At 72.7% G+C, this 26,451-nt stretch carries 24 protein-coding genes, 1 pseudogene and 1 riboswitch; of the genes and pseudogenes, 6 read left to right on the top strand and 19 right to left on the bottom strand.

Annotated elements, in window-relative coordinates; all coding sequences use genetic code 11:
• Window positions 1–29: 29 nt before the first annotated feature.
• The 7 genes from AC07FV_RS23175 to AC07FV_RS23145 are packed head-to-tail and all read right to left on the bottom strand — an operon-like array spanning window position 30 to window position 4,774.
• Complete coding sequence (locus tag AC07FV_RS23175; protein WP_479089207.1) at window positions 30–497, bottom strand: PH domain-containing protein; 468 nt, start codon at window positions 495–497, stop codon at window positions 30–32.
• A gap of 20 nt (window positions 498–517) precedes the next feature.
• A complete protein-coding gene (gene hisG, locus AC07FV_RS23170) occupies window positions 518–1,375 on the bottom strand; it encodes an ATP phosphoribosyltransferase (RefSeq protein WP_356605604.1) in 858 nt (285 codons plus the stop codon).
• Window positions 1,376–1,422: 47 nt separating this feature from the next.
• Window positions 1,423–1,695, bottom strand: a complete 273-nt coding sequence (locus tag AC07FV_RS23165) for a phosphoribosyl-ATP diphosphatase (RefSeq protein WP_356605606.1) — start codon at window positions 1,693–1,695, stop codon at window positions 1,423–1,425.
• A gap of 34 nt (window positions 1,696–1,729) precedes the next feature.
• Window positions 1,730–2,215 (bottom strand): 6,7-dimethyl-8-ribityllumazine synthase, encoded by a 486-nt coding sequence (gene ribH, locus AC07FV_RS23160; protein ID WP_479089206.1) that lies wholly within the window; start codon window positions 2,213–2,215, stop codon window positions 1,730–1,732.
• 20 nt (window positions 2,216–2,235) lie between these two features.
• Window positions 2,236–3,525, bottom strand: a complete 1,290-nt coding sequence (locus tag AC07FV_RS23155; protein ID WP_479089205.1) for a bifunctional 3,4-dihydroxy-2-butanone-4-phosphate synthase/GTP cyclohydrolase II — start codon at window positions 3,523–3,525, stop codon at window positions 2,236–2,238.
• A complete protein-coding gene (locus tag AC07FV_RS23150) occupies window positions 3,522–4,166 on the bottom strand; it encodes a nicotinamide mononucleotide transporter family protein (protein ID WP_479089204.1) in 645 nt (214 codons plus the stop codon). The genes AC07FV_RS23155 and AC07FV_RS23150 overlap by 4 nt, the downstream gene beginning before the upstream one ends.
• Window positions 4,163–4,774 (bottom strand): riboflavin synthase, encoded by a 612-nt coding sequence (locus AC07FV_RS23145; RefSeq protein ID WP_479089203.1) that lies wholly within the window; start codon window positions 4,772–4,774, stop codon window positions 4,163–4,165. The genes AC07FV_RS23150 and AC07FV_RS23145 overlap by 4 nt, the downstream gene beginning before the upstream one ends.
• 151 nt (window positions 4,775–4,925) lie before the next feature.
• Window positions 4,926–5,056, bottom strand: a riboswitch (FMN riboswitch).
• 216 nt (window positions 5,057–5,272) lie between these two features.
• Between AC07FV_RS23145 and AC07FV_RS23140 the strand changes: the two genes are divergently transcribed.
• Both AC07FV_RS23140 and AC07FV_RS23135 read left to right on the top strand, forming a co-directional pair.
• Window positions 5,273–7,654: a chitinase C-terminal domain-containing protein gene (locus tag AC07FV_RS23140; RefSeq protein WP_479089202.1), complete on the top strand. Its 2,382-nt coding sequence runs from the start codon at window positions 5,273–5,275 to the stop codon at window positions 7,652–7,654.
• A 95-nt stretch (window positions 7,655–7,749) separates the two neighbouring features.
• Window positions 7,750–8,157: pseudogene (locus AC07FV_RS23135) on the top strand (sigma factor); the annotation flags it as partial.
• Between the two features lie 310 nt (window positions 8,158–8,467).
• Here AC07FV_RS23135 and AC07FV_RS23130 read toward each other — a convergent pair.
• Window positions 8,468–9,667 carry an ROK family transcriptional regulator gene (locus tag AC07FV_RS23130; protein ID WP_479089201.1) on the bottom strand — a complete coding sequence of 400 codons (1,200 nt, stop codon included), beginning with the start codon at window positions 9,665–9,667 and terminating at the stop codon, window positions 8,468–8,470.
• Between the two features lie 141 nt (window positions 9,668–9,808).
• On the opposite strand from AC07FV_RS23130, the gene AC07FV_RS23125 reads away from it, so the two are divergent.
• Window positions 9,809–11,020: an MFS transporter gene (locus AC07FV_RS23125; RefSeq protein WP_479089200.1), complete on the top strand. Its 1,212-nt coding sequence runs from the start codon at window positions 9,809–9,811 to the stop codon at window positions 11,018–11,020.
• Here the strand turns inward: AC07FV_RS23125 and AC07FV_RS23120 are convergent.
• Window positions 10,980–11,447 carry an acyl-CoA thioesterase gene (locus AC07FV_RS23120; protein WP_479089199.1) on the bottom strand — a complete coding sequence of 156 codons (468 nt, stop codon included), beginning with the start codon at window positions 11,445–11,447 and terminating at the stop codon, window positions 10,980–10,982. The two genes, AC07FV_RS23125 and AC07FV_RS23120, sit on opposite strands and share 41 nt — an antisense overlap.
• 163 nt (window positions 11,448–11,610) lie before the next feature.
• On the opposite strand from AC07FV_RS23120, the gene AC07FV_RS23115 reads away from it, so the two are divergent.
• Window positions 11,611–13,044, top strand: a complete 1,434-nt coding sequence (locus tag AC07FV_RS23115) for a uracil-xanthine permease family protein (RefSeq protein WP_479089198.1) — start codon at window positions 11,611–11,613, stop codon at window positions 13,042–13,044.
• Here AC07FV_RS23115 and AC07FV_RS23110 read toward each other — a convergent pair.
• Window positions 13,026–14,174 carry a glycoside hydrolase family 6 protein gene (locus AC07FV_RS23110; RefSeq protein WP_479089259.1) on the bottom strand — a complete coding sequence of 383 codons (1,149 nt, stop codon included), beginning with the start codon at window positions 14,172–14,174 and terminating at the stop codon, window positions 13,026–13,028. The two genes, AC07FV_RS23115 and AC07FV_RS23110, sit on opposite strands and share 19 nt — an antisense overlap.
• Before the next feature lie 174 nt (window positions 14,175–14,348).
• On the opposite strand from AC07FV_RS23110, the gene AC07FV_RS23105 reads away from it, so the two are divergent.
• Window positions 14,349–15,044 (top strand): DUF5995 family protein, encoded by a 696-nt coding sequence (locus AC07FV_RS23105; RefSeq protein ID WP_479089197.1) that lies wholly within the window; start codon window positions 14,349–14,351, stop codon window positions 15,042–15,044.
• 94 nt (window positions 15,045–15,138) lie between these two features.
• Window positions 15,139–16,068, top strand: coding sequence for an LLM class F420-dependent oxidoreductase (locus AC07FV_RS23100; protein WP_479089196.1), 930 nt, complete (start codon window positions 15,139–15,141; stop codon window positions 16,066–16,068).
• A gap of 40 nt (window positions 16,069–16,108) precedes the next feature.
• Here the strand turns inward: AC07FV_RS23100 and AC07FV_RS23095 are convergent, their stop codons facing one another.
• The 9 genes from AC07FV_RS23095 to rpe all read right to left on the bottom strand — a co-directional run bounded on the left by AC07FV_RS23095 (window position 16,109) and on the right by rpe (window position 26,433).
• Entirely contained in the window at window positions 16,109–17,821 is a 1,713-nt protein-coding gene (locus AC07FV_RS23095) for a flavin monoamine oxidase family protein (protein WP_479089195.1), read from the bottom strand.
• A gap of 55 nt (window positions 17,822–17,876) precedes the next feature.
• Window positions 17,877–18,665 (bottom strand): carbon-nitrogen hydrolase family protein, encoded by a 789-nt coding sequence (locus AC07FV_RS23090; protein ID WP_479089194.1) that lies wholly within the window; start codon window positions 18,663–18,665, stop codon window positions 17,877–17,879.
• Between the two features lie 235 nt (window positions 18,666–18,900).
• A complete protein-coding gene (locus AC07FV_RS23085; RefSeq protein ID WP_479089193.1) occupies window positions 18,901–20,142 on the bottom strand; it encodes an MFS transporter in 1,242 nt (413 codons plus the stop codon).
• Between the two features lie 170 nt (window positions 20,143–20,312).
• Complete coding sequence (locus AC07FV_RS23080) at window positions 20,313–20,765, bottom strand: Lrp/AsnC family transcriptional regulator (protein ID WP_133888152.1); 453 nt, start codon at window positions 20,763–20,765, stop codon at window positions 20,313–20,315.
• 10 nt (window positions 20,766–20,775) lie between these two features.
• Window positions 20,776–22,260, bottom strand: a complete 1,485-nt coding sequence (locus AC07FV_RS23075) for an amino acid permease (RefSeq protein WP_479089192.1) — start codon at window positions 22,258–22,260, stop codon at window positions 20,776–20,778.
• Between the two features lie 429 nt (window positions 22,261–22,689).
• Complete coding sequence (locus AC07FV_RS23070; protein WP_479089191.1) at window positions 22,690–24,132, bottom strand: GuaB1 family IMP dehydrogenase-related protein; 1,443 nt, start codon at window positions 24,130–24,132, stop codon at window positions 22,690–22,692.
• A 141-nt stretch (window positions 24,133–24,273) separates the two neighbouring features.
• Complete coding sequence (locus AC07FV_RS23065; RefSeq protein WP_479089190.1) at window positions 24,274–24,594, bottom strand: barstar family protein; 321 nt, start codon at window positions 24,592–24,594, stop codon at window positions 24,274–24,276.
• A gap of 31 nt (window positions 24,595–24,625) precedes the next feature.
• Window positions 24,626–25,669 (bottom strand): sugar-binding transcriptional regulator, encoded by a 1,044-nt coding sequence (locus tag AC07FV_RS23060; RefSeq protein WP_356605640.1) that lies wholly within the window; start codon window positions 25,667–25,669, stop codon window positions 24,626–24,628.
• Between the two features lie 77 nt (window positions 25,670–25,746).
• On the bottom strand, window positions 25,747–26,433 hold the full coding sequence (rpe, locus tag AC07FV_RS23055; protein WP_479089189.1) for a ribulose-phosphate 3-epimerase: 687 nt from the start codon (window positions 26,431–26,433) through the stop codon (window positions 25,747–25,749).
• Window positions 26,434–26,451: the final 18 nt, after the last annotated feature.

Raw genomic sequence — 26,451 nt, 5'->3', positions numbered from 1 at the left:
GCGCCCGCGGCAGGGGCGCCGCGTCCGCTTCAGCCTCGCGGCGTCCCGGACGCGCCGCGGGACCGGGACTCGACGAGGGCGCGCAGCGCACGGGCGTCGTGCAGGGCGCGCTCCCGGGCGATGCCCGGCTGGATGCCGAGCGCGGGCAGGCTGGTGCCGTCGCTGAGGTCCAGGAACGCCCAGGGGTCGCCCTGCCTGAGGTTGACCCGCACGATCTCGGCCCAGGCGAGGCGCCGCTTGGTGGTGAGGTTGACGACGGTGACCCCGGCGTCGTCGGCGACGACCCGGGGGCGGGCCAGCAGCAGCACGACGCCGGCCAGGAGGAGGCCGGTCAGCGCGAAGCTGAGCCTCTCCCCCGGGCCGAGGCCGTTCAGCAGCAGTCCGACCGCCGTGATCGCCGCGAAGGTGATGACGGCGAGGACGGTCAGGACCGCGCGGGTGCGCCCCGGGCGGAAGGTCACCGGCAGGGCGGGCAGGTCCGGCGTGGTGTCGGGCATGGTGTCGCTCCGGGTCGTGCTCAGAGACGGCAGGCGTGGATGGCCGTGGTCAGGATGGCCCGGGCACCGATCTCGTACAGGTCGTCCATGATCCGCTGGGCCTCCTTGGCGGGGACCATCGCGCGGACGGCGACCCAGCCCTCGTTGTGCAGCGGGGAGACGGTCGGGGACTCCAGGCCGGGGGTGAGGGCGACGGCCTTCTCCAGCTGCTCCACCCGGCAGTCGTAGTCCATCATCACGTACGTCCGGGCCACCAGGACGCCCTGGAGGCGGCGCAGGAACTGCTGGACCTTGGGCTCGGTGGTCGCGTCGGGCTCCGCGCCGGAGCGGCGGATGACGACGGCCTCGGACTTCATGATGGGCTCGCCGAAGACCTCCAGGCCCGCGTTGCGCAGCGAGGTCCCGGTCTCGACGACGTCCGCGATGACCTCGGCGACACCCAGCTCGATGGCGGTCTCGACGGCGCCGTCGAGGTGGACGACGGAGGCGTCGACGCCCCGGTCGGCCAGGTAGGCGGCGACGATGCCCTCGTAGGAGGTGGCGACGGTGCGGCCCTTGAGGTCCTCGACGCCGGTCGCGGTGCCGGGCTTGCCGGCGAAGCGGAAGGTGGAGCGGGCGAAGCCGAGCGGGAGGATCTCCTCGGACTCGGCGCCGGAGTCGACGAGCAGGTCCCGGCCGGTGATGCCGATGTCGAGCCGGCCGGACGAGACGTAGATCGCGATGTCGCGGGGGCGCAGGTAGAAGAACTCGACCTCGTTGACCGGGTCGACGATGCGCAGTTCCTTGGACTCGCGGCGCTGCTGGTAGCCGGCCTCATGCAGCATCTCCCCCGCGGGGCCTGACAGGGAACCCTTGTTGGGGACGGCGATGCGCAGCATGAGGTCGGCTTCCTTCGCGTGGTGGGGTGGGGAGAGGGGGTGCGGCTTCACAGGTGGGCGTAGACGTCGTCCAGGGAGATGCCGCGGGCGACCATCATCACCTGGACGTGGTACAGCAGCTGGGAGATCTCCTCGGCCGCCGCCTCCTTGCCCTCGTACTCGGCGGCCATCCAGACCTCGGCGGCCTCCTCGACGACCTTCTTGCCGATGGCATGGACCCCCTTGTCCACCAGCTCGGCGGTGCGGGAGGTGGCGGGGTCGCCGCTTGCGGCCTTGTGCTGGAGCTCGGTGAAGAGCTCCTCGAAAGTCTTCTTGGACATGGTGGCGCCCACTTTACGCGTAGTGCCGGGCGGCCTAGCGCCACGGTTCGGATACCGAGCGGAGCGTGGCCGCCGTGGCGACGGCCGCGGTCACCGCCTCGTGGCCCTTGTCCTCGCGGGAGCCCTCGATGCCGGCCCGGTCCAGCGCCTGCTCCTCGGTGTCGCAGGTGAGGACGCCGAAGCCGATGGGGACGCCGGTCTCCACGGAGACCTGGACCAGGCCCTGGGTGACGCCCTGGCACACGTAGTCGAAGTGCGGGGTGCCACCGCGGATGACGACGCCGAGGGCGACGATCGCGTCGTAGCCGCGGCCCGCGAGGACCTTGGCCACCACCGGGAGCTCGAAGCTGCCGGGGACCCTGAGCAGGGTCGGCTCGTCGATGCCCAGCTCGTGCAGGGCGCGCAGGGCGCCGTCGACGAGTCCGTCCATCACCTGGTCGTGCCACTGCGCCGCGACGACGGCGACCCGCAGGTCCCCCACGTTGCGTACGGTCAGTTCCGGTGCGCCCTTGCCGCTCATGTCTCTCCTGGAGTCCTTGCTTACTGGTTGCCGCAGGTGGACACGGGGGTCGTGTCCAGCCAGGGCAGGTCGTGTCCCATCCGGTCCCGCTTGGTGCGCAGGTAGCGGAGGTTGTGCTCGCCGGCCTGGACTGGCATCGGCTCGCGGCCGCTGACCTCGATGCCGTGCCGGAGCAGGGCGTCGCTCTTGTCCGGGTTGTTGGTCATCAGACGGACGGAGCGCACGCCGAGGTCGGTCAGGATCTGGGCGCCGGCGCCGTAGTCGCGGGCGTCGGCGGGCAGGCCGAGTTCCAGGTTGGCGTCGAGGGTGTCCCGGCCGCGTTCCTGGAGTTCGTAGGCGCGCAGCTTGGACATCAGGCCGATGCCGCGTCCCTCGTGGCCGCGGAGGTAGACGACCACGCCCCGGCCCTCGGCCTGGATGCGGTCCAGGGAGGCGTCGAGCTGGGGGCCGCAGTCGCAGCGCTGGGAGCCGAAGACGTCGCCGGTGAGGCATTCGGAGTGGATGCGGACCAGGACGTCCTCGCCGTCGCCGATCCCGCCGTGGACGAGGGCGACGTGCTCGACGCCGTCGACGGTGGAGCGGTAGCCGTACGCCGTGAACTCGCCGTGGCGGGTGGGGAGGTGGACCTCGGCCTCGCGGCGGACGGTGGGTTCCTCGCTGCGGCGGTAGGCGATCAGGTCCTCGATGGAGATGATCGTCAGGCCGTGCTTGCGGGCGAAGGGGATCAGCTCGGGCAGCCGGAGCATCCGCCCGTCCTCGCCGGCGATCTCGACGATGGCGCCGGCCGGGCGCAGACCCGCCAGGCGGGCGAGGTCGACGGCGGCCTCGGTGTGGCCGTTGCGGACGAGCACGCCGCCGGAGCGGGCGCGCAGCGGGAAGATGTGGCCGGGGCGGACCAGGTCGGCCGGCTCGGCGGTACCGCTCGCCAGGAGCTGGAGGGTGGTGGCGCGGTCCGAGGCCGAGATGCCGGTGCTCACGCCGTGGGCGGCGGTCGCGTCCACGGAGACCGTGAAGGCGGTCTTCATCGACTCGGTGTTGTCGTCGACCATCTGGGGCAGGCGGAGCCGGTCCAGTTCGTCGCCCTCCATGGGCGCGCAGATCAGGCCGCGGCACTCGCTCATCATGAAGGCGACGATCTCCTCGGTCGCCTTCTCGGCGGCGACGACGAGGTCGCCCTCGTTCTCGCGGTCCTCGTCGTCGACGACGACGACCGGCCGTCCGGCGGCGATGTCGGCGATGGCCTGCTGGACGGGGTCGAGGAGCAGGTCCTCGGGTCCGTCGGGGCTGTAGAGGATGGGTGCCGTGTTCATGCGGGCGCTCCTTCCGGGACGGGCCGCGCCGCGGTGCGGGAGCGCAGCCACCAGTCGCGCAGGCCCCACAGGACGAGCGCGCCGTAGATGACGTAGACGAAGCCGGAGAAGGCGAAGCCGTTGGCGAAGTTCAGCGGGACGCCGACCAGGTCGACCAGCAGCCAGGCGAACCAGAACTCGACCATGCCCCGGGCCTGCGCGTACATGGCGACGACGGTGCCGACGAAGATGTACGCGTCCGGCCAGGGGTCCCAGGAGAGGGTCGGGAAGGCGGTGAACAGGCCGCCGACCGCGAGGGTGCCGACGGCGGCGGCGCCGGCCAGGGCGCCGCGCTCGCGCCAGGTGGCGAACCGGACGGCGATGGAGCCGTCCTGGCTCTGCCGCCGGCCGCGGTTCCACTGCCAGAAGCCCCAGGCGGCGACGACCATGACGACGATCTGCTTGCCCGCGCTGCCGGAGAGGTGGGCGGTGGCGAAGGCCGTGAAGAGGACGAGCCCGGAGACGAACTGCACGGGCCAGGTCCAGATCGAGCGCCGCCAGCCGAGCGCGAGACCGAGCAGTCCGATCACGTTGCCGATCATGTCCGACCACTTGATGTGCTGGCCGAAGAGCGTGAACGCCTCGGAGTTGAGCCAGTTCACCGGGCGTCCCCCTGTCCGGTGCGGTCGCCGAGCAGGCGCTCGACGTACTTGGCGATGACGTCCACCTCGAGGTTGACCGGGTCGCCGGGCTGCTTGTGGCCCAGCGTGGTCAGGGCGAGGGTGGTCGGGATGAGGCTGACGGTGAAGAAGTCGGGGCCGGCGTCGACGACGGTGAGGCTGATGCCGTCGACGGTGATGGAGCCCTTCTCCACGACGTAGCGCGCGAGGTCCGCGGGCAGGGAGACCTTGACGATCTCCCAGTGCTCGGAGGGCTTGCGCTCGACGATCTCACCGGTGCCGTCGACGTGTCCCTGCACGATGTGCCCGCCCAGGCGGGCGCCGACGGCGGTGGGGCGCTCCAGGTTGACGCGGGAGCCGGTGGCGAGGACGCCGAGGCTGGAGCGGTGCAGGGTCTCCGCCATCACGTCGGCGGTGAACTCGTCGCCCTCGTGGTCGACGACCGTGAGGCAGACGCCGTTGACGGCGATGGAGTCGCCGTGTCGTGCCCCTTGGGTCACGACGGGGCCGCGCACGCGGAAGCGACAGGCGTCGTCGAGGGTCTCGACGGCGGTGATCTCGCCCAGCTCTTCGACGATTCCGGTGAACACTTCCCGGGTCCTCCTGCCTCTTCGGGCACGGACTCCGGGGCTGTCGAGGAACGACAGAGATCGCGAGCGAGAACACCGGGGGCGACGCCGGACGGGACCCGTCCGCGAAGGGCGAGCCCAGAGGTCGGCGGCGCGCACGCATGCTCGCCCGCCGCGCACTGCCTCCCATCCGGACTTTAACCGTCGGTCCAGGAATTTCACCTGGTCAACCGGTCGCTGGAGGCGACCGGGTCGCGGACTGTAACCGCCGGTTCGGACTTTCACCGACCCCGGAGTGCGCTGCTTCTGGTACAGGGCCAGTCTGCCACGCCCGCTCACGGTCCATGCGGACGGAGTGTGTGGAGTGGCTCACAGGAGGCCGCACGCGAGCGCCGCTCGAGCCGGCAACACCCCATCGACCTCCCCTCCTCACCCGCACCTTCCAATTGGTCCATACCTATTGACTCACTGGTCTAGTCCTCTTACTGTCTGCGCAACTTCCGTGGAGAGGAACCGACTGTGCCTTCCCCCTCACGCTCCAGAACGCGCCGCGGAGCGAGACCGGCCCTGTTCGCCGCGGCCGCCGCCGTCGCCGGTCTGGTCCTCGCCGGCCTTCCCGCGACCGCCTCGCACGCCGCGGACCAGGAAAACTGCCGGCCCGACGGGCTCTACCGCACCCCCGGCGTCGACGTCCCCTACTGCTCGGTCTACGACTCCGCCGGCCGGGAGAAGATGGGCACCGACCACCCGCGCCGGGTGATCGGCTACTTCACCGGCTGGCGCACCGGCAAGGACGGCAAGCCGGCGTACCTGGCCTCCGACATCCCGTGGGACAAGATCACCCACATCAACTACGCCTTCGCGCACGTCGACGGGGCCAACCGGCTCTCCGTGGGCCCGGACGGCGAGAAGAACACCGCGACCGGCATGACCTGGCCCGGGGTGGCGGGCGCGGAGATGGACCCGGGCCTCCCCTACAAGGGCCACTTCAACCAGCTCACCAAGTTCAAGAAGCAGCACCCGGACGTCAAGACGATGATCTCGGTGGGCGGCTGGGCCGAGACCGGCGGCTACTTCGCGGCCGACGGCTCGCGCGTGGACTCCGGCGGCTTCTACTCCATGGCGACCAACGCCGACGGCTCCGTCAACCAGGCGGGCATCGACACCTTCGCGGCCTCGGCGGTCGACTTCGTCCGGAAGTACGGCTTCAACGGCGTCGACATCGACTACGAGTACCCGACGACGATGAAGGACGCGGGCAACCCGCTCGACTGGTCCTTCGCCAACGGCCGCCGGGCCGGGCTGGTCAAGGGGTACGCGGCGCTGATGAAGACGCTGCGCGAGAAGCTCGACCGCGCGGGCGCCGCGGACGGCAGGCACTACCTGCTCTCCGTCGCCGCGCCGTCCTCCGGGTACCTGCTGCGCGGCATGGAGACCTTCCAGGTCCAGAAGTACCTGGACTACGTCAACATCATGTCGTACGACCTGCACGGCGCCTGGAACGAGCACGTCGGCCCGAACGCCTCCCTCTTCGACGACGGCAAGGACTCCGAACTCGCCGCCGCGGGCGTGTACACCACCTCCCAGTACGGCGGCATCGGCTACCTCAACACCGACTGGGCCTACCACTACTTCCGCGGCTCGATGCCGGCCGGCCGCATCAACATCGGCCTGCCGTACTACACGCGCGGCTTCAAGAACGTCACCGGCGGCACCGACGGGCTCTGGGGGAAGGCGCCCGCCACGTCGTGCCCGGCCGGTGCCGGGCTGACCAAGTGCGGTGACGGCGCGGTCGGCATCGACAACCTGTGGCACGACCTGGACACCGCGGGCAAGGAGTCCCCGGCGGGCTCCAACCCGATGTGGCACGCCAAGAACCTGGAGAAGGGGGTCGTCGGCGACTACGTCACGGACTACGGCTTCCCGGCCACGACGAAGCTGACCGGGACGTACGCCCGCAAGTACGACGCCACCCTGGTCGCGCCCTGGCTGTGGAACGCCGAGAAGAAGGTGTTCCTGTCCACCGAGGACGAGCAGTCGGTGCGGGCCAAGGCGGACTACGTGGTCGACCGCGGCATCGGCGGCACCATGGTCTGGGAGCTGGCCGGCGACTACGCCTGGGACGCGGGCAAGGGACAGTACGTGCCGGGCTCGACGCTGACGGACACGATGTACGACACGTTCAAGTCGGCCTCCCCCTACGGCGCCGAGCGCGCCACGATCGACATGCCCGCCGAGGCGGTCGACATCGACGTGGAGTTCGGGCAGTTCCCGCTCGGTGACTCCAACTACCCGATCAGCCCCAAGCTGAAGATCACCAACAACACGGGGACCGCGCTCCCGGGCGGTACGGAGTTCCGGTTCGACTACGGGACCTCCGCGCCCGGCAACGCCAAGGACCAGTCCGGCTGGGGCACGTCGGTGATCCGCAGCGATCACACGGGCGGCAACGTCGGCGGCCTGAAGGGCGACTACCACCGCGCCTCGCTGAAGCTGCCGGCCTGGCAGTCGCTGGCGCCGGGCGCGTCCACCGAACTGGACCTCGTGTACTACCTGCCGGTGTCGACGCCGTCGAACTGGACGGTGACGTTCGGCGGGAAGACGTACGCCCTCGAGGGTGACCTGGCACGGGGGACGACCCTGGTGGAGCCCGGTACCTCGACGCCGACGCCGACTCCCACGCCGACTCCCACGGGCACCGGTTCCCCGAGCCCGAGTCCGAGCCCCACCGGGGGCACCGGTTCGTGCGCGGCGCCGGCCTGGGACGCGGCCACGCCTTACGGCGGTGGCATCACGGTGTCCCACGCGGGGCACTCGTGGAAGTCCAAGTGGTGGACGAAGGGCGAGCGGCCCGGCACCACGGGTGAGTGGGGCGTCTGGCAGGACCTCGGCGCCTGCTGACCCCGGCGAGACCGGCCCGGCGGCGGTGACGAAGGCCCTTGCCCGCCGCCGGGTCTCCTCAGCTCCCCCGCCGTGCCTCTGGCAGGGTGAGCCGCATGACGACCGCGATCGCCGAGGAGTTCGAACGCCACCGGCCGCGCCTGTTCGGTCTGGCCTACCGCATGCTGGGTTCCTCGCACGAGGCCGAGGACGCGGTCCAGGACGCCTACCTGCGCTTCGGCGGAGCCGACCGGGCGGGCATCCAGCAGCCCTCGGCCTGGCTCGCCAAGGTCGTCACCCGCCTCTGCCTCGACCGTCTCACCTCCGCCCGCGCCCGGCGGGAGACCTACATCGGCACCTGGCTGCCGGAGCCGGTGCTGACCTCCGACGGCACGCTGGGCCCACTGGAGACGGCCGTGCGGCGGGACGCCGTGTCGACGGCGATGCTCTTCCTGCTGGAGCGGCTGACGCCGACCGAGCGGGCGGTGTACGTGCTGCGTGAGGCGTTCGCCTACGGACACCGCGAGACGGCGGAGGCGCTGGACCTGACCGAGGCGAACTGCCGGCAGCTCTACCGCCGGGCCGACGTTCGAGGAGTACCTCGCGGTGCGGTACGGCGGCGGGGCGGACGGACGGCGTTGACGGGACGTGGGTCCGGGGTGGCCGCGGGCGGGGCGGCCGGGGCGCGGCACGGCGACCACGCGGGGGCGGCGCGGCGGGCCGGGGGGGGCCGAGGCCGGTGCGGACTGAGCCGTGTACCGGCAGAGGTCGGCCGTCGCCGCCCGAGCCCCGGGTCGGACCCACCGCCGGCCTGCGTGCGCGCGCCGCCGCGGGCTAGCGCTCCCGGGGTGCGAACAGGTCGTCCTGGGCGCGGTCGCGGGCGGTCAGCAGGGCCCCGCGCAGCACGGCGCCGCCGCCCAGCGTGCCGGCCCGCACCTCGGTGGCGAGCGGCGACATCCGGGTGAGGCGGTGCTGGACGCGGGAGGCCAGCGCGTCGGCGCCGGCCCGGCCGACCTCGCCGGCCAGCACCACGCAGCCGGGGTCGAGCACGGAGACGACGGCGGCGGCGCCGAGGGCGACCCGGTCGGCGAGCGCGTCGAGGAAGCGCGCGGCGGCCGGGTCCGTGCCGGACCGGCGCACCGCGTCCCGTACCAGGGCGGCGGCGTGCCGCTCGGGTTCGGGTTCCTCCCCGGGTGCCGTCAGCCCGTGGTCCGCCGCGAGGGCGGCGACGGCCGCTGCCCCGGCCAGGGAGTGGAAGCCGCCGTCGCAGTCGGTGGCCGACGGCAGGCCCGAGGTGCCCGGCACCGGCAGGAAGCCGATCTCGCCGGCGCCGCCGGACACGCCCCGGCGCAGGGTGCCGTCGAGGACGATCGCGGCACCGATGCCGAGGCCGAGCCAGAGGAGGACGAAGGTCTCCCGGTCCCGGGCCGCCCCGTCGCGCTGTTCGGCCAGGGCGGCCAGGTTGGTCTCGTTCTCGACGTCGACGCGCGCCCCGGGGAACGTCTCCCGCAGCGCGGCCATGAGCCGTCGGTGCCACTCCGGCAGCCCGGTGGAGTCCCGCAGTTCGCCGACCGCCGGATCGATCAGCCCGGGCGCGCCGATGCCGACGGTGTGCAGCCGGACGGCGCCGGCCTCCTTCGCCGCACGCTCGACCAGACCCACCGCCCGCTCCACCGCGGGACCGGTCCCGGTGTCGTCGCCGATCGGCACGGACCCCTCGGCCAGCACCCTGCCGAGCAGGTCGGAGACCAGTACGGCGACGCTGTCCGTGCGGACGTCGAGGGCGGCCAGGTGGGCGCGGTCGGCGACGATGCCGTAGAGCCTGGCGTTCGGCCCGCGGCGCTGCTCGCCGGACTCCCCGGCCACCTCGATCAGACCGGAGACGGTGAGGCGTTCGACGAGGTCGGCCACGGTGGGCCGGGACAGACCGGTCAGCTGCTTCAGCTGCCCCGCCGTCAACGGGCCCTCCTGCTGGAGCAGGCGCAGGGCGAGCCGGTCGTTGATGGCCCGGGCGGTGCTCGGGGATGCGGGCATGCCGGGATCCTTCCAGATCGGCGGCGCGGAGGCTCGCACCGGTGTCCCCTATCTATCAGGCAGGGTTCCTGATAGTTTACGCGGCGCAGCGACGCCAGGGGGCCGAGTCTGCCGAGTGGAGCCGACGAAGGGGGCAGGAGAATGAGCACAGGGGTCTACGCGCCGCGCGAGGTGAGGCGCGCCCGGTACGCCGTGGCGGCCGTGTTCGCCGTGCACGGCGCCGTCACCGGTTCGTTCGCGACACGCGTGCCGTGGATCCAGGACCATGCCGGGGTCAGCGCGGGCCAGTTGGGCCTGGCGCTCGCCTTCCCGGCGCTCGGCGCCTCCGTCGCCATGCCGCTGGCCGGCAGCATCAGTCATCGCTTCGGCGCCCGTACCGCCCTGCGCGGACTGCTGGCCCTGTGGACGCTGGCGCTGGTCCTGCCCTCCCTCGCCCCGAACCTGCTCACCCTGTGCCTCGCCCTGTTCGTCTACGGCGCCACCGCGGGCATGTCGGACGTGGCGATGAACGCGCTGGGTGTCGAGATCGAGAACCGGCTCGACAAGTCGATCATGTCGGGGCTGCACGGCATGTGGAGCGCGGGTGCCCTGATCGGCTCGGCGGCCGGCACCCTCGCCGCGCACCTGGGCTCGGACGCCCGGCTGCACCACGTGCTGGCCGCCGGGGTGCTGACCGTGGCGGGCCTGGTCGCGTGCGCCTGGGTGCTGGACCTCCAGCCCGCCGAGGACGAGGACCCGCCGCCGCGGTTCGCGCTGCCCCCGAGGTCGGCGGTGCTGATCGGCGCCGTCGGCTTCTGCGCGGTGTTCGCCGAGGGCGCGAGCCTGGACTGGTCCGCGGTCTACCTGCGGGACGAGCTCGGGACCTCGGCCGGTCTGGCGGCGGCGTGCACGACGGGCTTCACCCTCACCATGGCGCTGGCCCGGTTCGCCGGCGACAGGGTGGTGGACCGCTTCGGCGCGGTGCGCACGGTCCGGGTGAGCGGTGTGCTGGCCGCGCTCGGCGGTCTGCTCATCGTCCTCGGGGGGCATCCGGCGGTGGCGATGGCCGGCTTCGCGCTGATGGGCCTCGGCATCGCCGTGGTCGTGCCGTTGTGCTTCGCCGCGGCGGGGCGCGCCGGCTCCAACCCCAGCCTGGCCATCGCGGGCGTCGCCACCATCACGTACACCTCGGGCCTGGTCGCGCCGAGCGCGATCGGCGGCCTGGCCGAGCTGACCAGCCTGGTGGTCTCCTTCGGCCTGGTGACCGCACTGACCTGCTGCCTGGTGCTGTTCGCCAAGGTGCTGCGCGCCGGGGACCGGGACCGGCCGAAGGTCAGTCCGCCGAGCGCAGCAGTGCCCGGCCGGCAGCCCTGAAGGTGTCGCTCCACGGCGCCGGGCGCAGCGTCGCCGAGTCCAGCCTGACCAGCACCCGGGTGCCGCGGGCGTAGGTGGTGGCACCGTCCGGGGAGCAGAACCGGAAGCCGTACGTCAGCCCGGTCGTGCCGAGGCGCTCCAGCCAGAGGTGGACGGCGTACGCGCCCGGCCGGGTCACCGGCGCCTCGTAGGTGACGGTCAGTTCCCTGACGGCGTTGCAGGCGTCGCCGGCCGCCGCCCAGTCACCCTCGAAGCGGAAGCCGTACTCGGTCCACAGCTCGGTCCAGGCCCGCTCGACCAGCACGGGGTAGCGGGCGTTGTGCAGCAGCCCGAGGGCGTCCAGGTCGTCGAAGTGGACGGTGACGGGGACGAGCCGGCCGTACCGCGGGGCGGACGGGGCGGGGGCGGTGGGGACTTGGGCGGACACGGCGGGCTCCAGGTGGCGCGGGTGGTACGACGAACGGACGATCCCCTCCATCCTAAGCGGACGCTCAGTACGCCCTTTCGGGAAGGTGCAGGTCAGCCGCACGGTCGGGCACCCCTGACAATGGTCCGGACAGACCTCGGTACAGAGAAAGCGAAACCTCACCATGGACCTCGGCGTGCGCTGGAAGCTGCACGGTGACGGGCGCACGCCCGCACCCGGAGCGGTGGTCCGCCCCGACGAACGGCTCTCGTGGCCCCGCACGGTCGGGCTCGGCGCCCAGCACGTGGTGGCCATGTTCGGGGCGTCCTTCGTGGCTCCGGTCCTGATGGGCCTGGATCCCAACCTCGCGATCATGATGTCGGGCGTGGCGACCGCGATCTTCCTGCTCGCCACCCGCGGCCGGGTGCCCAGCTACCTCGGCTGCTCCCTCTCCTTCGTCGGCGTCGCCGCGGTGATCCGGGCCCAGGGCGGCACCAGCGCCACGGTCACCGGCGCGGTCCTGGTCGTGGGCGCCGCGCTGTTCCTGGTGGGCCTCGCCGTGCAGCGCTTCGGGGCGCGGATCATCCACGCCGCGATGCCGCCCATCGTCACCGGCGCGGTGGTGATGCTGATCGGCTTCAACCTGGCCCCGGTCACCGCCTCCACCTACTGGCCGCAGGACCAGTGGACGGCCCTGCTGGTGATGCTGTTCACCGGTCTGGCCGTGGTCTGCCTGCGCGGTTTCTGGTCCCGGATCGCGATCTTCCTCGGGCTGGTCTTCGGCTACCTGCTGTCCTGGGTGCTCGACCTGGTCTTCGGCAAGATCCACTCCGTGGACGGCAGTGGCAAGCTCACCGACCACTGGCGCCTCGACCTCTCGGCCGTGGGTCAGGCCGACTGGATCGGTCTGCCCTCCTTCCACGGACCGAGCTTCGAGTGGTCGGCGATCCTGGTCGCCCTGCCGGTCGTCATCGCCCTCGTCGCGGAGAACGCCGGGCATGTCAAGGCGGTCGGCGAGATGACCGGCGACCAGCTCGACGACAAGCTGGGCACGGCGATCTCCGCGGACGGCGTCGGCTCGATGCTGTCCACCGCGGTCGGCGGCCCGCCCAACACCACCTACTCCGAGAACATCGGCGTGATGGCCGCGACCCGGGTCTACTCGACGGCCGCCTACTGGGCCGCCGCCGGATTCGCCCTGCTGTTCGGCGTCTGCCCGAAGTTCGGCGCGGTCGTGGCCGCGATCCCGGGCGGCGTCCTCGGCGGCATCACCGTCATCCTCTACGGCATGATCGGCCTGCTCGGCGCGCAGATCTGGATCAACGCGAAGGTGGACCTGCGCAACCCGCTGAACCTGGTGCCGGCCGCCGCGGGCATCATCATCGGCGTCGGCAACGTCAGCATGGAGTTCACCGACACCTTCTCGCTCAGCGGCATCGCGCTCGGCACCGTGGTCGTCATCACCGGCTACCACGCACTGCGGGCCTTCGCCCCGGCCCACCTGAAGACGCAGCAGCCGCTGCTCGACGAGGGCACCTCCTCGTACGACGCGAGGACCGGGGAGGCGCAGGACCAGGGGCCGGACGGCGACGGCGGCCCTCAGCGCGCCAAGTCGTAGGCGTAGGACGGCGTGAAGGTGCCCGGCTCCCCCTTGCAGCCGTCCGACTCGCCCGGCAGCTTGACCCACAGGTAGGCGTCGACGCGTCCCAGGCCCGTGCTCAGGGTCGGTGCGCGGCCCAGGGTGCGGCCGGCCGGGTCGCACCACTGGCCGTCGGGCGGGGCGCCGTTGCCGTTGCGGCTGGTGTCGATGACCGCGCCGAGGCTCGCGGGGCCGCCCAGGGCGTCGAGCACCGCGCGGTCGTAGGCGACCTCGTCGGCCGTGGCGTGGAAGTTGGAGACGTTGCTGAAGATGCCGTCGGAGGAGGCGGCCGAGGCGGCGCCGGCCTGCTTGAGCCAGCCCGCCTGCCGGGCGGGCGCGTGCCAGCCCGAGTGGCCCGCGTCGTAGTAGACCCGGGTCCTGGGGTTGGCTTCCTTCATGACCCGCCCGGCCCGGGCCAGCGAGGCGAAGCGGTCGGCGCGCTCCCCGGCCGACAGGCACTCCGCCTGGGCCACCGAGTCGGGCTCCAGGACGACGATGACGTCGCCGGAGCCGAGCCCGGCGGCGAAGCGGTCGATCCACGCGTCGTAGGCGTCGAGGTCGGGTGCACCGCCCTCGGAGTGGCCGCCGCAGTCCCGGCCCGGTACGACGTACGGCACGACGACCGGGACCCGGCCCGCATCGGCGCCGCCCGAGGTGACGGCGCGGACCCGTGCGGTGATGTTCGCGGGCGTGTGGTCGGCGAACCAGACGGCTGCCGGGTGGGCGGCTATCCGGGAGCCGATGACGTCCCGGCGCGGGTCGTCGGGGTGGGCCCGGACCCAGTCGAGGACCTGGGACTCGGGGTGCCGGTAGAGCCGGGTGGAGGCCTCGGCGGCCGGGGGCGTCTTCCTCTCGGGCCTCTTCCCGGGCTTCTTCTCGGGCGAGGCGCTGGGGCTGCTCGCCTTCCTCGACGCAGAGGGCGAGGCCGTGGCCGTCGCTGTCGCTGTCGCTGTCACCGACGGGGACGGCACCCCGGGCAGGGAGTGCAGCCGTGGCGAGCGCGTCGCCTCCGGGCGTGCCGCGTCCGCGGCGCCGCCGTCGTCCCCGAGCACGGACAGCATGCCGGTCGCCGCGCCCACCGCGACCACGACGGACGCCACCGCGACCATCGCGCTGCGGCGGGCGGCACGCCTGCGCTCGGCCCTGCGAGCGGCCAGGCGCCGGGCACGAAGGCCTGACACGTACGGTTCCCCCTCCCCCGCACGGCGGGCGCGTTCCCCCGTTCTGGGGAAGCGTCGGGCCCGCCGGCACTCCGGCCAGCCTAGAGCTGGGACCCTGCCGCCATGGCGCACTGCGAACAACTCCCGGCGGCCGTCCGGACGGTGGACACGGTCCTCGCCCGGATGCGCGCCCTCGACGCGACGCTGCCCGCACGGGACGGGGTGGCCGTCTTCAACCGCGTCTACCTGACCGTCACCGAGACCGTCGACCGGCACATCGACGGCGGCCGGTTCCCGGACGCCCGGGCCGCGACCGCGCTGGACGTGCGGTTCGCGGAGCGCTATCTGGCGGCGGTCGACGCCGTGGAGAGGGGGGACCGGCCGCCCGCGTGCTGGCGGCCTTTGTTCCAGTTCCGCCGCCATCCCGGTGTACGCCCGACGCAGTTCGCGCTGGCGGGCATCAACGCGCACATCGGCCACGATCTCGCGCTGGCCGTGGTGGACACCTGTCGTACGCTCGGCTGCGATCCCCTGGAGCTGGAGGACGAGTTCGACCGGGTGGGCGAGGTCCTCGTCTCGCTGGAGGAGCGTATCCGCGACGAGCTGATGCCGGGTCCCGACCTCTTGCAGATCGCCGACCCGCTGACCCATCTGCTCGGCTCCTGGAGCCTGGAGCGCGCCCGCGACGCCACCTGGTCCGCGGCCCGCGCGCTGTGGGCGCTGCGCCGGCTCCCGGAACTGGCCGGGGAGTTCACGGAGCGCCTGGACGCGGCCGTCGGCTTCGCGGGCCGCATGCTGCTCACCCCGCTGCCGGGCTGAACGGCCGCTTCCCCGGCGGGCGGAATTCCCGCGCTAAAGCCGCACGTTGCCCCTCTCGGCAGCCTCGCACCCGACCGCGAAGGAGCACCCGGACATGACGACCCGGCTCGGACTCGGCCTCCCCCAGATGCGGCAGTACGACCTCGGCAGGGACGTCCCCGACGTGGCCCGCGCGGCGGAGCGGACGGGGTACGACAGCCTGTGGGTCTTCGAGCGGGCCCTGGTCCCCGAGCCGGCGACCCAGGGGCTGTACGGCGTCGAGGGCCTGCCCTGGCCGGACGAGTACCGGAACGTGGCGGAGCCGCTGGTCACCCTGACCCTCGCGGCCGCGGCCACCGAACGGGCGGAGCTGGGCACCAGTGTCCTCGTCGCCCCGCTGCACAACCCGTTCCAGCTGGCCAGGGCGCTGGCCTCGCTGGACGCCGCGAGCGGCGGCCGGGTGGTCGCCGGCTTCGGCACGGGCTGGTCCCACGACGAGTACGCGGCGGCGTCCTTCCGGCCCTTCGCGGAGCGCGGGCGGGCTCTGGACGAGGTGATCGCCGTGTGCCGCGCGGTCTGGAGCCCGGACCCGGTGGTGTACGAGGGCGACCTCACGAGGATCGCGTCCGCCGTGGTCGGTCCCAAGCCCGCCCGGCGCGTCCCGGTGCTGCTGGCGGCGGGCAGCGGGCAGGCCCGGCGCCGGCTCGTCGACCACGCCGACGGCTGGCTGCCGGGCGGCGTGGGGGTCGAGGCCGTGGCCGCGCAGTGGCGCCGGCTGCGGGAGCTGGCGGAGGAGCGGGGGCGTACGGAGCCGATCCGCACGGTGCTGCGGGCCAACGCCCGCCACAGCCCGTCGGCCCGGGCGGGCGCCGGGCGCCGGCCCTTCCACGGCAGCGTCGACCGGATCGTCGAGGACCTCGCCGCCCACGCCGCCCTCGGACTCGACGAGATCCTCGTCGACCTCCAGGGCTCCGCGCGGGACGCCGAGGAGCTGAAGGACCTCGCCGCCGAGGTGTACGAGAAGGCCAGGGCGGCCGGGGTGTAGGGCCTGCCTTCTCCCCCTGGGGGCGGCCGCGGGGACCGGGCTAGTCCTCCGGCAGCTCGACCGGCGCGATCTCGTCGTAGACGTCGCCCGGGCCGGGGTTGGTCGCGTCGGTCGTCCCACCGAAGTGGTGCATGACGCCCCAGACGGCGTTCAGCGCGGTCTGGACGGCTCCCTCGGCCCAGCCCGCGGTCCAGGAGATGTCGTCGCCGGCGAGGAAGATCCCCCGCTTGTCCTCGGGCAGGTCCTTCTGCATGAAGTGCGTGAACAGGCGCCGCTGGTACCGGTAGTGGCCGGGCAGGTTGGCCTTGAACGCGCCCATGAAGTAGGGCTCGTTCTCCCAGGAGACCGTCACCGGGTTGCCGATGATGTGCTTCCGGATGTCGACCTTCGGGTAGATCTCGCCGAGCGACTTGAGCATGACCTCCATCCGCTCGTTCGCGGACAGCGGCAGCCACTTCAGGCTGTCGTCGCACCAGGTGTAGGAGAGGCAGATGACGGCGGGCTTGTCCGGGCCGTCGTCCAGCAGGTAGGTGCCGCGGGTCATGCGGTCGGTGAGCGTCATCGACATGACGTCCCGCCCCGTCGGCTCCCCGTTGTCGTCGACGGACTTGTCCAGCCAGAACGGGCGGTCCACGGGGACGAAGAGCTTGGAGCTCTCCATGTAGTGGGTCCGCTCGATGGCGGTCCAGTGGTCGATCGGGAAGAGCGAGTCGTCGCAGTCGATCTTGGAGAGCAGCATCCAGGACTGGGCGGTGAAGATCGCCGCCCGGTAGGTGCGGATGTCGCCGTCGGCGTCGGTCACGGTGATCCGGTTGCCGGCGGTGCGGTTCAGCCGGGTCACGGCCGGGCGGGGCTCGCCGCCCACGTGCAGGGACCGCAGCGAGGTGCCGTACGGCCAGTGGACGATCTTCTCCGGCTCGCGCTCCCAGAGCCTGAGCGGCAGCTGCTGGGAGCCGCCGACGATGCCGCGGTGGTGGTCGTCGGCCTCGGTGTAGACGACGCGGAGGATCTCCAGGATGGAGTTGGGGAAGTCGGTGTCCCAGCCGCCGGTGCCGAAGCCGACCTGGCCGAAGATCTCGCGGTGGCGGAAGGACTTGAAGGCCTCGGAGTCGCAGAGGAAGCCGTAGAAGGTCTGGTTGTCGAGCTTCTCGACCAGCTTCGCCCAGATCTCGCGGATGCGCGGGACGTCGCGCTCGCGCAGGGCGCGGTTCATGTCGGAGAAGTCGGCGCCCTCCTCCAGGCACCTGCCCCAGGCGTCGGCCACGTCGCGGTAGACCTGCGGCAGGTCGGCGAGGGTCTCGGCGTAGTGCGACTCGCCCTTGAGGTCGACGACGGTGGAGGGCGTCGCCTCGGCGAGGGGGTTGGGGAAGGCGCGGGTCTCCAGTCCCACCAGGTCGATGTAGTGCTGGAGCGCGGTGGACGAGGGCGGGAAGCGCATCGCGCCCATCTCGGCGGTCAGCGACGGGTCGCACCCCTCGAAGCCGACGGTGCGCAGACGTCCCCCGATGCGGTCGGCCTCGTACACCACGGGCTTGAGGCCCATCTTCATCAGTTCGTAGGCGGCCACGATGCCGGACATGCCGCCGCCGATGACCGCGACCTCGCTGCCGTGCTCGGTCGCGGGGACCTGCCCGAGACCGGCCGGGTGGGCGAGGAAGTCGTCGTACGCGTACGGGAAGTCCGGACCGAACATGGTGATCGGCGGCTGCTGCTCGTCTGCGTGCTCGATGGCGTTGGGCACGGTGGACGTCATGGGGTACGGACTCCTTGCACAGGTGGAACAGGGGGGAGGGCTCGGCGCGCGGGACTCAGACCAGGGAGCCGTAGAGGCCGGGGCGGCGGTCCCTCAGGTAGGGGTTGGCCTCGCGGGAGGCGGCGAGGAGGACCGGATCGACGTCGGCGAGGACCAGTTCCTCGGCGCGTCCGGCCCGGCCGCGGACGGTCCCGTCGGGTCCGGCGAGCGCGGACAGGCCGACGAACTCGAACTCGCCCTCCTGACCGACGCGGTTGACGTACGCCACGTACATCTGGTTCTCGAAGGCCCGCACCGGCACGACGGACTCGGCGACGAACTGGAACGGGTGCATCTGCGCGGTCGGCACGAGCAGCAGGTCGGTGCCGGCCAGGGCGTGGGCGCGGACGTTCTCCGGGAACTCCACGTCGTAGCAGATCATCAGGCCGACGGTGACCCCGTCCAGCCGGGCCTGGACGACGGACTCCCCGCCGGGCGTGAAGTGCTCGCGCTCGAAGCAGCCGAAGAGGTGGGTCTTGCGGTAGTTGGCCAGGCGGGTGCCGTCGGCGGAGATCAGCTGGACGGAGTTGAACACGTCCGCACCGGCCCGCTCCGGGTAGCCGTAGGCGACGGCGAGGCCGTGGCGCCCGGCGATCTCGGCGACGGCGTCGGCCGCGTCGCCGTCCGCGGGCTCGGCGAGGGCGGCGATCGCGTCGCCGATCGCGTACCCGGTGAGGAACAGCTCGGCGGTGACCAGCAGCCCGGAGCCCGCGGCGGCGGCACGGCGCGCGGCCTCGTCGAGGACCTCGAGGTTCTCGGCGGTGGAGCCGGGCCGGCCGGAGCTCTGGAGCAGGGCGGTGCGCATGCGTGATCCTCACCGGTGGGAGGGGGTCGGGGGGCCAGATAGACGGTACGGTCGGCGGTCTCGACGGGACAAGCGGGAGCCGTTGCGCGCTGGTGAGCGGTTCGTTGCGTCCACTCGACGCCGGACGGCGATTCGTTGCGCGCCCCGCCCGCCGGGCCCCCGACCGCGCCGCCCCGCACCGGAAACCGACGCTCCCGACGCCGGCCCCCGGCACGGGAGCACCCGGCCGAGAAGGTCAGGACGGGGACCGGCGGCTTCGGGGCCGTGCCCTGGCGGCCGTGGCGCGGGCGGCCGAGCTGCGGGCGGCCGTCACGAGCACCAGCGCCGTCAGCAGGTACGGCAGCGCGGACCAGGCGAAGGCGGCGCCGTGCCCGGTCGCCGTGGCCGTCGCCGCGTAGACGGCGTACGTGGTCAGGGTGCCCAGCTCCGTGCCGAGACCCGCGACCGACGTCAGCGTGGCCCGCCCGGTGTCCTCGATGCGTCGCTGGAGGCGGGCGTCGGCCAGCACGGTCGCCAGCTGGAAGCCGCCGAACGCGAACGCGACCAGGACCAGGGCGGCCGGGGTGCCGGCGGCGGCGCCCACCGCCAGGGCGAGCGCGGAGCCGGTGAGCAGCGCGGCGAACCCGGCCGGGTCCAGGCGTTCGGCGGGCCCGGCCAGCAGGCTGCCGGCCGTGGCGCCGGCCCAGATCACCAGCAGCAGCCAGGGGACGGCCTCCTGCGCCACACCGGTGTCCCGCACCAGCAGCGGCGTGTACTCGTCGAGTGCGCCCCACACCGAGGTCACCGCCGGGACGAGCAGCAGCGCGCCGCGCACCGAGCGGTCGGTGCGGGCCTCGGCGAGGCCGGCGCGCAGGGTGGCGGCCCAGTGACCGCCACCGGCGCACGGGGTGCGGCGCTCGGGGAAGCGGCTCGCCACCGCCGCTCCGGCCAGGCAGACCAGGACGCTCGCCGCGCCCACCGCCTGGTAGCCGCCCCAGGTGAACACCGGGCCGGCCAGGCCCATCGCCGCCATGGTCGCCGCGATGCCGACCGCGCGGGCCCGGCCCATCACGCGCGCGTACCGGTCGGCGGCGCCGTCCCGGTCCAGTTCGTCGTAGACCAGCGCCTCCAGCGCTCCGGAGCCGAGTGCTCCACCCGCGCCCCACAGGACGAAGCCGAGCGCGAAGGCGCCGTAGGAGGGCACGAGCACCCACAGGGCGAAGCCGGCCGCGGTGAGCAGCGGGCCGAGGACCAGCAGCCGCCGCCGCGAGGTGGCGTCGGCCCAGGCGCCGGAGGGCACCTCCAGGACGACTCCGGTGAGCGACCACAGGGCGAACAGGGAGGAGATCTGCCAGACGGACAGACCGGTGTCGCTGAACAGCAGCGCGTACACCGGGTAGAGCAGGACGAAGTCGTCGCAGAACGCGGAGGCGTACAGCGTGCGCGACAGCCGCCGGGTACCGGCGGTGGCGGGGGCACGCTCGGGTGAGAGAGTCATGAGGCCTTCCCGAGAGGGCGGTTCGGACACCGGGGGTACGGCGTCCGAGGCGGCCCTCGGGGGCAGGCGCGGCGGGTGGATCAATGTCGCCAGGTCATGACACCGATGCTAGTCGGGTTCCCCGCCCCGGTCAGGCGGACGGGCGATCAGGTCGGCGCGCGGGCCCGCGATCAGGCCGGCGACCCGGACGAGAAGCGCCGGAGCAGCGGCGAGAGCACCAGCACGGACTTGGTCCGCTCCACGAACGGCTCCCCGGCGATCCGCTCCAGCACCCGTTCGAAGTGCCGCATGTCGGAGGCGAAGACCTGGGCCACCGCGTCCGCGTCCCCGGTGACGGTGGAGGCGGCCACGACCTCCTGGTAGCGCTCCAGGCCCCGCTGGATGGTCTCCGGCGAGGTGTTGCGGCGGCAGAAGATCTCGACGAACCCCTCGGTCTCCCAGCCGAGCGCGGCGGGGTCCACCCGTACGGTGAATCCGGTGATGGCTCCGGTGGCGCGCAGCCGGTCCACGCGCCGTTTGACGGCGGGCGCGGACAGGCCGACCGACTGCCCGATGTCCGCGTAGGAGCGGCGGGCGTCCTCGGCGAGGGCGTGCACGATGCGTTCGTCGAGATCGTTCAGCACTGCGGGTGGTTCACTTCGCTTCTGATGTCACGGTGTCCGGTGCGGCCAGCCGGGAACGGCGTCGGCCGTACACGAAGTAGAACACGAGCCCCACGGCCATCCAGACACCGAAGACCACCCAGGTGACGGTGGACAGGCTGCCCATCATCCAGACGCAGAGGCCGAAGCCCAGCGCCGGCAGGACCGGGGACAGCGGCACCCGGAAGGTACGGCGCATGTCGGGGCGGGTCCGGCGCAGCACCACGACGGCCACGTTGACCAGGGCGAAGGCGAAGAGGGTGCCGATGCTGGTGGCGTCGGCGAGCTGCCCGAGCGGGATCGCGGCGGCCAGGACACCGCAGAACAGGGAGACGATGAGCGTGTTGGCGCGGGGTGCGCCGGTCTTCGGGTGGACCCGGGAGAACACCTTCGGCACCAGACCGTCGCGGGACATGGCGAACAGGACGCGGGTCTGCCCGTAGAGCACGGTCAGGACGACGCTGGCGATGGCGACGACGGCGCAGAACGCCAGCAGGGTGCCCCAGAAGTCGTGGCCGGTGACGTCGGTCATGATCTGGGCCAGGGAGGCCTCGGAGTCGGTGAAGTTCCGCCAGGGCTTGGCGCCGACGGCGACGGCGGCGACGAGGACGTAGAGCACCGTGACGATGACCAGGGACAGCATGATCGCGCGGGGCAGGTCGCGCTGGGCGTTCTTCGCCTCCTCGCCGGCCGTGGAGGCGGCGTCGAAGCCGATGTACGAGAAGAAGAGCGTGGCGCCGGCCGCGCTGACCCCGGCCATGCCGAGCGGCATGAAGTGCTCGTAGTTGCCGGAGCGGAAGCCCTGCACGCCGATCGCGCAGAACAGCACGAGCGCCGCGATCTTGACGAGCACCATGATCGTGTTGGCGCGGGCGGACTCGCGGGCACCGCCCAGCAGGAACGCCATGGCGAGGAGCACCACGATCAGCGCGGGCAGGTTGAAGACGCCGCCGTCGCCCGGCGGGGCCGACAGCGCGGCCGGGATGGTGACGCCGATGGTGCCGTCGAGCAGCTCGTTGAGGTACTCGCCCCAGCCGACGGCGACGGCGGCGACCGACACGCCGTACTCCAGGACCAGGCACCAGCCGCAGACCCAGGCGACCAGCTCACCCATCGTCGCGTAGGCGTACGAGTACGAGGACCCGGCGACGGGGATGGTGCCCGCCAGTTCGGCGTAGGACAGGGCGGAGAAGAGCGCCGTGAGGCCGGCGATGACGAAGGAGAGCGTGACGGCGGGCCCGGCCTTGGGCACGGCCTCGCCGAGGACGACGAAGATGCCGGTGCCCAGGGTGGCGCCGATGCTGATCATCGTGAGCTGCCACAGGCCGAGGGAGCGCCGGAGCGTTCCGCCCTCGCCCTGGCCGCCCTCGGCGACCAGCCGCTCCACGGGTTTGCGGCGCATGAGGCGCGCGAGGGGGCCCGGGGACGTGGGGCCGGCCGATGCGCCGTGGTGCGGGGGTGCGCCTTGGTCGAGCACGCGTTGACTCCTTTGTCGCTGCCGGTCGCCCGCCGGTGACGAGCGGACGGGCTCCCGGCGGGTCTCTGGAGCGGCGGGGAACGGCGGGCACCCCGTGAAGGAGCGGGAACCCACCGAGCGGGGTTCCCGCCACGCCACGTACAGCGCAGAACACTACGAGCGGTGCGGTGCCCGGGTAATGCAGCAACCTTGCGCGTCGCCGCACGATCGTTGCGTTCGCCGGGGCGTGGCGCGTGTTCGTTGCACGGAGGTCGTTGAAACGTTCCGAAGAGGGCGCCGACCCGGTCGTCGTCGCTGGTCAGCGGCGTCACCGGGGTCGCGCCGCAGCGCCCGGGCGACGGGCTGCGCGATCGCGCGCGCCGGAACGCCGTGCGGCCCCGGACCGTCCCCGTGAGGGGAGGGCCCGGGACCGCGGAAACGATACGGCGCTCAGCTCCAGCTGGCGTGCAGCGGCTTGCCCTCGGCGTATCCGGCGGCGCTCTGTACGCCGACGATGGCCTTGTCGGCGAACTCCTCCAGGGAGCCGGCACCGGCGTAGGTGCAGGAGGAGCGGACACCGGCGATGATCGAGTCGATCAGGTCCTCGACGCCCGGGCGGGTCGGGTCGAGGAACATCCGGGAGGTGGAGATGCCCTCCTCGAACAGCGCCTTGCGGGCCCGGTCGTAGGCCGACTCCTCCGAGGTGCGGTTGCGCACCGCGCGGGCGGAGGCCATGCCGAACGACTCCTTGTAGGGGCGGCCGTCGGCATCGTGCTGGAGGTCGCCCGGGGACTCGTAGGTGCCCGCGAACCAGGAGCCGACCATCACGTTGGACGCGCCGGCCGCGAGGGCCATGGCCACGTCGCGCGGGTGGCGGATGCCGCCGTCGGCCCACACGTGCTTGCCGTACTTCTTCGCCTCGGCGGCGCACTCCAGGACGGCGGAGAACTGCGGCCGGCCGACGCCGGTCATCATGCGGGTGGTGCACATGGCGCCGGGGCCCACACCGACCTTGACGATGTCGGCGCCCGCCTCGATCAGGTCGCGCACGCCCTCGGCGGAGACGATGTTGCCCGCGACGATCGGGACCCGCGGGTCGAGGTCGCGCACCAGCTTGACCGCGCTGATCATCGACTCCTGGTGGCCGTGCGCGGTGTCGATGACGAGGGTGTCCACACCCGCGTCCAGCAGCTGCTTCGCCTTGCCGGCCACGTCGCCGTTGATGCCGACGGCGGCGGCGACGCGCAGCCTGCCGTTCGCGTCCACGGCCGGGGTGTACAGGGTGGCGCGCAGGGCGCCCTTGCGGGTGAGGATGCCGGCGAGGCGGCCGTCCTGGTCCACGGCGGGCGCGTAGCGGCGGTTGGCGGCGTCGAGGGTGTTGAAGGCCTCGCGCGGGTCCGTGTCCGCGTCGATGAGGATCAGGTCCTTGGACATGACCTCCTCGAGCTGCGTGAAGCGGTCCACACCGGTCAGGTCGGCGTCGGTGACGACGCCGACCGGCCGGTTGTCCTCGTCGACGACGACACCGGCGTTGTGAGCCCGCTTGGGCAGCAGGGACAGCGCGTCGGCGACGGTCTGGTGCGGGGCCAGCACGATCGGGGTGTCGAGGACGTGGTGGCGGCTCTTCACCCAGCCGACGACCTCGGTGACGACCTCGATCGGGATGTCCTGCGGGATGACCACCAGGCCGCCGCGCCGGGCCACCGTCTCGGCCATCCGGCGGCCGGCGATGGCGGTCATGTTGGCGACGACCAGCGGGATGGTGGTGCCCGTGCCGTCCGGGGAACCGAGGTCCACGCCCTGCCGGGAGCCGACGGCGGAGCGGCTCGGCACCATGAACACGTCGTCGTACGTCAGGTCGTACGAGGGCTGGATGTCATTCAGGAAACGCACGTGCTGCACATCCCAGTCGATCAGAGGTGGCCCCCGGTCAGGTCAGCCAGGGGGAAAGAGCACGTACCTCATTCTCCCACGACCGGGGGCCGACGACCCCCGGGCAGATCATCCAGGCTGGTCGGCGACCCCCTTGGAGGATCATCCAGGGCCGAGGGTCACGAAGAGCCCCGGACCGCGGTCGGTCGCCTCCGCGAAGACCTCCTCGGCGACGGCCCACTCGTCCGGCCGCGCCTCGGCGTACGCCCGCCAGCCCCGTACGACGAGGACCAGACCCCGGTCCGCGGCCTCCCCGGGCCAGACCGAGGGGTCGGCCAGGGTGTCGGCGAGCGCGTCCCAGTTCCGGCCGAACCAGTCGGGCAGGGCCAGGTCACGGGCGCAGCGGTCCATCAGGCCCGCCTTGTCCGTGACCCCGTCGAGGTCCAGCGTGACCACGAGCCGCCCCGCGGGGTCCTCGGTCATCTCGCGCCCTTCCTCCCGTCCTGACCTGCCGTCAGACGCCGTCCGGGTCCGTCCGGTTGAGCGTCGACTTCGGCGCGGAGCCCGCCGTCATCAGGTAGTCCGCGGCCGACGTGTCCGTCACCAGGCTGGTGACCAGCCCGGAGCGCAGCACCGCGTCGATCGCCGCCGCCTTGCGCTGGCCGCCGGCGATCGCCACGACCTCGGGGATGCGGCGGAGCTGGTCGGCCTTGACCGTGATGCACCGCTCCCCCAGGTCCCGCCCGACCCGGCGCCCCTCGGCGTCGAAGAGGTGCGCGGACATCTCGGCGGCGACACCGAGCGAGGCGTAGTGCGCGCGCTCCTCGTCGCTGAGCATGTCGTGCACCGTCGAGATGCCCGGCTCCCAGGAGCCGATGGAGACGCAGGCGACCGTGACCTTGTCGAAGTACTCGAAGGCCCGGGCGATCCCGGTCTGGTGGCGCAGCGCCTCGGCGGTGGCCGCGTCCGGCAGCAGCATCGGCGCGTAGATGGGGTGGGCGTCGCCACCCGACACCTGGGCCGCGCGCCGCACCGCCTCGACGGAGCCGCGCTCGGCGGTCCCGGCGTCGTACACGCCCGTCAGCTGCACCACCGTGCACGGCGGCAGCCGGTCCAGGGCCGCCGCCATGTGGATGGTGGAACGGCCCCAGGCAAGGCCCAGCACATCGCCCTCGTTGACCAGCTCGCCGAGCAGGTCGGCGGCCACCTCGCCCAGGTTCTCCGGGTCGGGGGTCTCCTCGGCGTCGGCCGGGGACTCCACCACGACGGCGTGCCTGAGGCCGTAGCGGGCCCGCAGGGCGTCGGAGCGCTCCGCGTCCAGCTCGGCCGGCACCCGGATCTCGATTCGTACAAGGTCCCGCTCGAGGGCGGTCTCCAGGACCCGGGCCACCTTGAAGCGGCTGACGCCGAACTCCTCGGCGATCTGGATCTTGGATTTGCCCTCGAGGTAGAAGCGGCGGGCCATGGCCGCCGCCTGGACCAGCTCAGCGGGTCCCATCCGCATGGCTGAACGGCCCGCCGACATACCCGACACGGCGATCTCCTCACTGCTGTTCACACTCTGGATACGCCGTTCATCCTTGCAGATTCGGCGCACTTGATCAGCCCTGATGGGAGCCGTTCACGTTCTGTTCCTCAGTGGTCGCACGCCCAGGACGCCTTGGCGGTCGCCGCCTCGGCCTGCGTGCGCAGTGCACGTACCGCCTCGGCCGGGTCGGATGCCCCGTACACGGCGGAACCCGCGACGAAGACGTCCGCGCCGGCTTCGGCGCACCGCTCGATCGTCGACGCCGACACCCCGCCGTCGACCTGGAGCCAGAGCTCCAGTCCATGCTTCCTGATCAGCTCACGCGTGCGCCGGATCTTCGGGAGCATGATGTCGAGGAACGCCTGCCCCCCGAAGCCCGGCTCAACCGTCATGACCAGGAGCATGTCCAGCTCGGGCAGCAGATCCTCGTACGGCTCGATCGGCGTCGCGGGCTTCAGGGCCATGGACGCGCGGGCGCCCTTGGCCCGGATCTCCCGGGCGAGCCGCACCGGCGCGGCGGCCGCCTCGACGTGGAAGGTGACCGACCCCGCGCCCGCCTCCACGTACTGCGGCGCCCACCGGTCCGGGGCCTCGATCATCAGGTGGCAGTCCAGCGGGGTGTCCGTCGCGCGGGCCAGCGACTCCACGACCGGCACGCCGAGCGTGAGGTTGGGGACGAAATGGTTGTCCATGACGTCGACGTGGAGCCAGTCGGCTCCCTCCACCGCCTTGGCCTCGTCGGCGAGGCGGGCGAAGTCGGCGGACAGGATGCTGGGGTTGATCTGCGCGGCCATGCCCCAAGACTGCCATGC

It is taken from the genome of Streptomyces sp. NPDC045956 (assembly GCF_056430705.1).
Note: the sequence above shows the minus strand (reverse complement) of the source record. Positions and strands in the feature narration are given on the sequence as shown.